Origin of the sequence: Marivita sp. (assembly GCF_017643905.1) — a bacterium.
GTDB lineage: Bacteria > Pseudomonadota > Alphaproteobacteria > Rhodobacterales > Rhodobacteraceae > Marivita.
In genome coordinates this window covers 1-8,352 of sequence record NZ_JAEPMO010000171.1, presented here as the reverse complement: position 1 = coordinate 8,352, position 8,352 = coordinate 1, and the positions used below count along the sequence as shown (strand labels likewise).

Here is an 8,352-nt window from a genome sequence, read left to right as displayed (position 1 = left end):
TCAGGTTGCAGAGTTCCAGATCAGGGTCGCCGTCCTCAACGGCTTCACCGCCCTCGGAACACCAATCACAGAGGTCGCAGGATAGGTCTGTCCGGGGAAAGGGGACGTCCGGTCGTTACCAGATTTGTGCAACAGAGCCCTTACTGCTTCCGATGATCAATGCAAGTCATGGCGGGCATAAGGATGATGTTTCGCCGATAGTCGCTCTCGGAATACAAAGCGCCAATATGGGGGCGGCTGGCTCCCGATGTAGTTTCGGCATTCGAGTAGGACATTTATAGTTTTCTGAAGTGCTTATCATCTCTGGATGAGGCAAGCTCAGTACGCTGGTATGAAGTCCGCACCGACCCAAATCCGGACATCTATGCCCGAAAACTCGCCGCGCCCGGAATGAACGGCGGCTTTTCTTTCCGCGACGCAGCGTTGGCTTCCCTCGATCGCATAGCTGCATTTGCGAGCGTGAGAGTCAGAGCACTTCCGGTATGGGCTCGTTGCCGTCACCTGAGTCTTTTCGTCAGATGTGCGCTACCTCGGGCAAACCTGACCTTGGAGCCCATTGGGCCAACAAAAGCTCTCCGCAGGAGCACACCGGAAACTGAAGCTTTCCGACGGTCTGCATAGAAGCGGTCACGGGGAGCGCGCGTCCATCCCTTCCAGGTGAGCGTGAGCTATTGCAACGACTCACGGTGCAGGTTTTCGCTTTGATATGCGGGCCTTCGTGCCCTCTTGCTTCCACAGTGCTTCCACACCCGGACCAGTTGCAAACGCCGCCCCGGAGGGCGGCGCGTAAGCGTTTAATAACGCGTTTAAATTTGGTTGCGGGGGTAGGATTTGAACCTACGACCTTCAGGTTATGAGTCGTGTCGAACGAACCATGAACGATTGCGCTCGCTTGCGTATTCCTTCGATATTTCCGCCACTTCGCGCCCCCTGCCCCGCTCACACCGTGCGCGAGATTGCGCAGAAACAGGCAGCACTTTGCACCCTCTTGCTTCCACAATGCTTCCGCGCGGGCGTCGGGTGATGGTCGCGGTAGCAGAGATCATTCGCTGGTTCCCGGTTTTTTATAGACAACCCCGGAAATCGCTCGGTCATATCCGAATTCTCCCACATGGCCCCGAACTGCTTCCCGCAGAGCTTCTTTGGTGAAGAATGGACGCAGCGCTTCGAGGTCCAGTATCTCGCGATCGATACAACAAATCGTGGGTCTGCGAGACCTCGAACCGTCGTCGGTTATCTCCGATCGAGGCAATTCAGTTTCCAGCTCAAGTGGAAATGGCGACTCGTGTAAGACGCCTGGATCGCCAAATGGGCACCAAGACTGATGTTCTTTGCCCGGCAAAGCACCGCAATCACAGCACCGGGGAGGAAGAAAAGTCACCATTTCAGCACCTCGGCATTTTCAATTTTCTCTTCCGTCGACACCATCAAAACCTCTCAATGGATTAACACATCAGTGCAGTGTACCCGGCCGTTCCATCACATAGGTTTCCAACATCTGCTGTCGTGCTTTCCGGCACGACTGGATGATCGTGTTGATTTCGCCCTCGGCAATCCGCGTCAGTTCCCGCAAGTGCTTGACGGTCTGCTCCAGAGTCGAAACGTCGGCTGGTCCGGGAGGATTCAATGCCATTTCTTCAGTAGCAGCAAACAGGGCGCGCAACTCGCCCAGGATGCCAACCGGCTTGTGCGCGCTCTCAGGAAAATCCATCTCCTCATGTCCTGCAAAAAGCCCGTCGACGAAACCATCGATCTCCTCGCGGCGGACCCTGCCGAGACGCGCCAGGTACTCGTAGCTAGCCGGAGCGGTCTTCAACCGCACAAGCTTGAAGGGATCGCTACGCTTTTGGTGCGCGCTCAGGCCATTCCAAAGTCCCTGCAAAATCGCAGCAAAAAAGGCCTCCGCCTCCTTTTGGCTATCGAACACAGGCAGATCATCATTCCAGAGGCGCTGAACCTCCTTCATGGGCGAGGCATTCATGTCAGGCGTCGCGATGTTGCCCATTAAGCGCGCCCTGACCTGATGATACGGGAACGGGCAGGCATACTGCTTCAACAGAGCCCGCATCGCCCCGTCATCGACCGCCTGTTTCTTGCCCCGCATCGCCATTGCTTTCGTCCGACTGTCTCCCAGTCTCCAAAGACTAAACGACATTGAAGACAACTTCCACTCCGGCGCCTACAGGCCTGCGTTCCGATTCGCACAAGCCAACTTCACCCTGCACCGACGCGAAGGGTCGCCACGCAGAAACGCGCAATACTTCCTTTTTCCACGCAATATCAATGTGTTCGTTGACTATAACCACGCCTTTCGCACTGTAGAGCAAAGAGAACCAGAAGGCCGCCTACCATGCCCAAGATCACCAAACGCCTCGTCGACGCCGCAGAAGCTAGCTCCGCCGAATACTTCGTCTGGGACAGCGAGATCCCTGGCTTCGGGCTGCGGGTGCTGCCGAGCGGGCGCAAGGGCTACGTGGTCCAGTACCGCGCCGGACGCCGGTCCCGGCGGATCAGCCTCGGGCCCAGCACGGTGCTGACCTGCGAGCAGGCGCGCAACCGCGCCATCTCCATCGTGGCCGCCGCGCGCAATGGCGAGGACCCCGCCGCCGAACGCGACGCTGGGCGCAAGGCGATCACCGTGAAGGAGCTGGCGAAGCGGTTCGACGAGGAGCACATCGCTATCCGCGTGAAGGCAAGCACGGCCAAGGAGTATCGGCGCAATCTGCAGCGATTCATCCTGCCCGCCCTCGGGCAGTTGACGGTCACAGGGATCACGCGGGCGGACGTGGCGAAGTTCCATCACGACCTCCGGCACATCCCTTATCAGGCGAACCGCTGCCTCGAAGTGGTCTCGAAGATGTTCAGCCTCGCCGAGATGTGGGGCCTGCGTCCGGACGGCACCAACCCACGAAAGCACATCCGGAAGTACCCCGAGGAGAAGCGCGAGCGGTTCCTCAGCGCGGCTGAACTCCGCCGCATTGGCGAGGTGCTGCGCGAGATGGAGGCGGAGGGGATCGAACTGCCCTCGGCCATCCTCGCCGCCCGCCTGCTGATCCTGACCGGATGCCGCCTCAACGAGATCATGACGCTGAAATGGGCATACGCCGATCTGGCCGAGCGCGTCCTGCGCCTGCCGGATTCAAAGTCCGGCGCCAAGGTCGTCCATCTCGGCCAGCCCGCAGTCGAGCTACTCCGCGATGCCCAGCGCATCGAAGGTAACGCGTGGGTCATCTTCGGAACGCTACCGGGCAAGCGTCTGAGCGATCTCCAGCCCTTCTGGCAGCGCGTCCGCGCGCGGGCCGGCGTCAAGGACGTCCGCATCCACGACCTGCGCCACACCTTCGCGTCCACGGCCGTTGCGTCGGGTCAGGGCCTGCCAATGATCGGTAAGCTCCTCGGCCACACGCAGGTCCAGACCACGGCGCGCTACGCCCACCTCGCGGCCGAGCCAGTGCGGATGGCAGCGGACGCGGTGGCGCAGAACCTGCGGCAATGCTTGGGGTGATTGCTTGTTGGCTCCATGACCCACGGTGGTGATGGTGGCGCGGGTGCTGGAGCAGTCTCCAATAGACTGGAACCAGCAGTGCCAGCACTTCTCGGTAAACACCAAAGCCCAAACTTTTGGAAAACTTTGCGCGAAGGGGTTGATGGCCAAGATACGTATAGTTTATGTACCCATCATTAAACGATTCTGGTGGGTGCTCTCGTCCCACCCTCTGAACGAGGAGCTGCAATGCGCTGGGGTGTCGAAAAACGGTTGGAGTTCATTGAATTCCGCCTCTTTTGGGAGGGCGGGATTAACCGTGCTGACATCGTAGACCAGTTCGGCGTCTCCGTGCCCCAGGCCTCAAAGGCCCTGACACGCTACGAGGAGAAGGCACCGGGAAATCTGATCTACGACAAGAGCGCCAAGCGCTATAAAGCCGCGGACGATTTCAAGCCTGTTTTCATGCAGCCCAATGCATCCACGTACCTCGCGCATCTGCGCGAGACTAACGGAGGAGCGTCTGGTGTGACCGAAGCCTGGCTTGCATCGGCGCCCGAGCATGATGCCCTGCCTATTCCACACCGGCGCGTGGAGGCCGACGTTCTTCGCGATGTCCTCAGGGCCGTAAGAGAAGGCCATTCCATCGAGGTCTTCTATCAGTCGATGAGCGCCAAGAAACCCACCCCCGAGTGGAGGCGGATTTCTCCCCACGCTCTCGGCAATGACGGCCTGCGCTGGCATATCCGTGCCTTCTGTCACATCGATCACAAGTTCAAGGACTTCATCCTCTCGCGATGCATGAAGACCCGAAAGCATGGACTGTCCGGCGCGTCCGCGAATGACGACAAGCTTTGGCATGATCGCTTTGCGGTGGCGCTCGCACCGAATCCAGCCCTGAGCGAGAACCAGCGATCGATCATCGCCCAAGATTATGAAATGACGAACGGGCGCACCGAAGTCATGGTTCGCAAGGCGCTGCTCTACTACTTCCTGAAGCGTCTCCGTCTGGATGTTGCAGACAAGCTGGACAACCCCCACGAAGTCCCGGTCGTGGTCGCCAACCGAGCTGCCTTCGACGTCGCGCTCGCGGAGGCGATGGCATGAAATCGGTTAACTTCGAAATACTACGTGACGGATGGCCTGAACTTGCAGGTCTTGGCGGGTTTGCTGAGTCATACGCTCACGCCGATCCGACCAGTGCGCTCGTCAAGCTTCGCCTGTTCGCGGAAAATCTGACAAAGGATATCTACCGCGAGCTCCAACTGCCAAAGCCGGACCTGCCGACATTTGTTGATCTCCTACAGAACGACGCCTTCATCGCGATCACGCCGAAGGTTGTGCTCGACAAACTCCACGCGTTGCGGATGCACGGCAACAAAGCCGCGCATGGCGAACCTGTGAAGAGCCAACACGCGCTATGGCTGCTCAAAGAGGCACACGATCTCGCTCGCTGGATGTGTGTCCGGTACGGGAAAGCGAAAGCAGACCAGCTTCCCGCCTTCCAACAGCCGGCCATTCCAGGTCAGGTTGAGGAGCAGGAACGGCGCCAGGTCCTCGAAAAACTGGCGGCCCAGGAAGCGCAGATGGACGCGCTGCTTTCGGAGCTCGAAGAAGCGCGCTCGAAAGCAACCGCCGCCCAGAAGGAAGCGGCTGAGCTCAAGCAGCTAGCAAGCTCAGCTCAGGCAGCGGCCGATGAACTTCAGTTCAGCGAGGCAGAAACCCGAACCCGCCTCATCGACAGCATGTTGGCGAGCGTCGGCTGGGATATCGCAGAAGGCGTCGAGAACACGACTCAAGTGGGCAAGGAAGTCGAGGTCGATAACCAGCCCACGACCTCCGGGATCGGTTACGCCGATTACGTGCTGTGGGATGACAACGGGAATCCGCTGGCCGTTATCGAGGCGAAGAAGACCTCGACCGATGCCGAGCTTGGTCGGCATCAAGCCAAACTCTATGCCGATAGCCTTGAAAAGCAGTATGGGCACCGCCCAGTCATCTTCTACACGAACGGCTTCGACATCTGGATTTGGGACGACGCGCAGAACTTTCCTCCGCGGAAGCTCTATGGCTTCTACTCCAAGGACAGCCTTCAGCATCTGGCTAACTACCAACGGCACAACAAACATCCCCTCGACACAGTCGCGATCAGCGCTCAGATCGTGGATCGGCTGTACCAGTTCGAAGCGATTAAAAGGGTTTCTGAGCGGTTTTCGCAGAAGCACCGTCGGGCGCTGGTTGTTCAGGCCACTGGTACAGGCAAGACACGCGTCGCGATCGCGCTGACGGACCTTCTGATTAGAGCCGGTTGGGTCAAGCGGGTCCTCTTCCTCTGCGATCGCAGGGAACTCCGGAAGCAGGCCAAGAACGCCTTCAACGATTTCCTTTCGGAGCCCACGCGGATCATCACATCGCGCGTGAGGACGAACGCCAGTGAGCGCGTCTTCCTTGCGACCTATCCCGCGATGCAAAAGGTTTTCCAGTCTTTCGACCCTGGCTTCTTCGACCTCATCATCGCGGATGAATCTCATCGAAGCATCTACAATGTCTACGGAGACATCTTTCACTATTTCGACTGTCATCAGGTGGGGCTTACCGCGACGCCAGTTGACTTCGTTACGAGGAGCACCTTCCGCCTCTTTGGGTGCGAAGGGCAGCTTCCCACGTCAAATTACGATCTCGAACAGGCGGTTCAGGAAGGCTACCTGACTCCATTCGAGGTCTATGAGCACACGACGCAGTTCCTTCGCGACGGCATTGCTCTCGATGGCCTGTCGCCCCAGCAGATCCAGGAGCTCGAAGACCAGGGGGAGGACCCGGCACAGTATGATTTCTCCTCGGAGCAGATCGACAAGGTCATCTACAACAAGGACACTAACCGCGCGATCCTCCGAAACCTGATGGAAAACGGGATCAAGGATGCGACCGGGCAACTTCTAGGAAAAAGCATTATTTTTGCAAGGAACCATCAGCACGCGATGCTGATGCGTCAACTCTTCGATGAGATGTATCCGCAGTACGCCGGCAAGTTCTGCCAGGTGATCGATAACTACGACCCCCGAGCCGAGCAGTTGATCGACGATTTCAAGGGCGAAGGCACTAACAACGACCTGACCATCGCGATCTCGGTCGACATGCTCGATACCGGGATCGACATTCCGGAAATCGTGAACCTGGTATTCGCGAGGCCAGTGAAATCACCCGTTAAGTTCTGGCAGATGATCGGCCGCGGTACGCGTCTCTGTCCTGACCTTTTTGGTCCCGGTCAGCACAAGACCGTGTTCCGCATCTTCGACCATTGGGGCAATTTCGCTCGCTTCGAGATGGGCTATCGCCCTGCTGAGCCCAAGCAGGGCAAGCCGCTTGCTCAGCTGGTCTTCGAGGAGCGGCTGAACGTTGCCGAGATCGCTCTTCAGAAAAGCGAAATCGCGGCCTTCGACGCCGTCATCAAGCTGGTGGAGCAGGACATCAATGCCCTCCCAGAACAGTCCATCGCGGTTCGGGAGAAATGGAAGGAGAAGCGCGCGCTATCTCGCCCCGAGGTATTGAAGGCATTCGCCCCGGCGACGGTCGCCAGGCTGCGCCAGGAGATCGCCCCATTGATGCAATGGCGAAACATCCGTGGCTTTGGTGACGCCCTTGCGCTCGACCTCCTCATCGCCCGTATGCAGGTCGGGGCGCTTCGTGGTTCGGGAGAGATTGCCGACCTGAAAATCGAGCTCATCGACCGTTTGGCGTCTCTGCAGATGCACCTGAACCCGGTGCGCGAGAAGGCTGAAGTCATAAAACGCGTGAAGTCGGATGCCTTCTGGAAGGATGTAACGGGCGCTGACCTAGAGGACGCTCGACTTCAGCTTCGTGAGATCATGCACCATCGGGCAAAGGTTGGCTCGCAGGGGGGGCCTCCGAAAGTGGTCGACATAACTGAGGACGCCGGGCAGATGCAGTTCGCGCGTCGCTCGGCTAGCCTGAAATCCGTCGACATGAAAGCCTACCAGCAGATCGTCGAAGTGGAGCTCAAGAAACATTTCGAGACGAACCCGATCTTGAAGAAGATCCGGGCCGGTGAAGCCGCGTCCGACCGCGAAATTGACTCGCTCGTTTCGCTCATTCTGACGCAGCACCCTGACGTGCGGCGCGAGCATCTCGAGGAGTTCTTTACCGAGACCGCAGGTCCGCTCTACCTCGCGATCCGGATGATCGTGGGGATGGACCCCGAAGCGGTGCGGGAGAAGTTCACAAACTTCGTCCAGAAGCATCCGAAGCTCAGCGCGAAGCAGACGCGCTTCCTCGCGCTGCTGCAAAATCACATCGCGCGCTACGGCATGATCGAGGTTGAGCGGCTCTACGACGACCCCTTCACTGTGGTCGATGCCGACGGCCCCGACGGGGTTTTCGATGACGAGGCCGACCTCACCGATCTCATCGACATTGTGCGCTCCTTCGGCCCCACGGTCGAGAAGCGCCCCAACGACAACCCGAATGAGAGGAAATCATAAATGGTCACGGGTGAGCTCAAGCGGCGCGTCGACGCGCTCTGGACGGAATTTTGGCAGGGTGGGATCACCAACCCGCTGACGGTGATCGAGCAGATCACGTTCCTCATGTATGCGCGCCTGCTCGACATCAACGAGGCGCGAGACGAGAACCGCCACAAGCGGACGGGCAAGTCGTTCCAGCGCCGATTCAAGGAGGACGAGCAGCACCTGCGCTGGTCGCAGTTCCGGCACCTAGGATCTGACCAGATGCTTCCCCTCGTGCGCGACAAGGTCTTCCCGCACTTCCGCGCGACCGTAGCCAGCGGCACGGCCTTCGCCGAGTTCATGAAGGACGCGCAGTTGATGATCCAGAAGCCCGGGCTTTCGGTG

Annotated in this window: 5 protein-coding genes; 4 read left to right on the top strand and 1 reads right to left on the bottom strand. The window is 58.9% G+C overall.

The features are described from left to right. Positions 1-1,453 precede the first annotated feature (1,453 nt). Entirely contained in the window at positions 1,454-2,110 is a 657-nt protein-coding gene (locus JJ869_RS20140) for a hypothetical protein (protein ID WP_292270036.1), read from the bottom strand. Between the two features lie 240 nt (positions 2,111-2,350). On the opposite strand from JJ869_RS20140, the gene JJ869_RS20135 reads away from it, so the two are divergent. From JJ869_RS20135 to JJ869_RS20120, 4 genes are all read left to right on the top strand, one after another. Next, positions 2,351-3,505, top strand: a complete 1,155-nt coding sequence (locus tag JJ869_RS20135) for a site-specific integrase (protein ID WP_292270033.1) — start codon at positions 2,351-2,353, stop codon at positions 3,503-3,505. A gap of 228 nt (positions 3,506-3,733) precedes the next feature. Next, the gene (locus tag JJ869_RS20130) at positions 3,734-4,591 is read left to right on the top strand and encodes a WYL domain-containing protein (protein ID WP_292270031.1); all 858 of its coding nucleotides are present in this window, start codon (positions 3,734-3,736) and stop codon (positions 4,589-4,591) included. Further along, positions 4,588-7,983 (top strand): DEAD/DEAH box helicase family protein, encoded by a 3,396-nt coding sequence (locus JJ869_RS20125; protein ID WP_292270028.1) that lies wholly within the window; start codon positions 4,588-4,590, stop codon positions 7,981-7,983. Before JJ869_RS20130 ends, JJ869_RS20125 begins: the two co-directional genes overlap by 4 nt. Beyond that, positions 7,984-8,352 (top strand): type I restriction-modification system subunit M N-terminal domain-containing protein (locus tag JJ869_RS20120; protein ID WP_292270025.1); only part of this gene is annotated, 369 nt, incomplete at its 3' end.

Bases quoted from the DNA above. Each gene is read 5' to 3' on its own strand.
- JJ869_RS20140 (WP_292270036.1), bottom strand. From the start codon at position 2,110: ATGGCGATGCGGGGCAAGAAACAGGCGGTCGATGACGGGGCGATGCGG.
- JJ869_RS20135 (WP_292270033.1), top strand. From the start codon at position 2,351: ATGCCCAAGATCACCAAACGCCTCGTCGACGCCGCAGAAGCTAGCTCC.
- JJ869_RS20130 (WP_292270031.1), top strand. From the start codon at position 3,734: ATGCGCTGGGGTGTCGAAAAACGGTTGGAGTTCATTGAATTCCGCCTC.
- JJ869_RS20125 (WP_292270028.1), top strand. From the start codon at position 4,588: ATGAAATCGGTTAACTTCGAAATACTACGTGACGGATGGCCTGAACTT.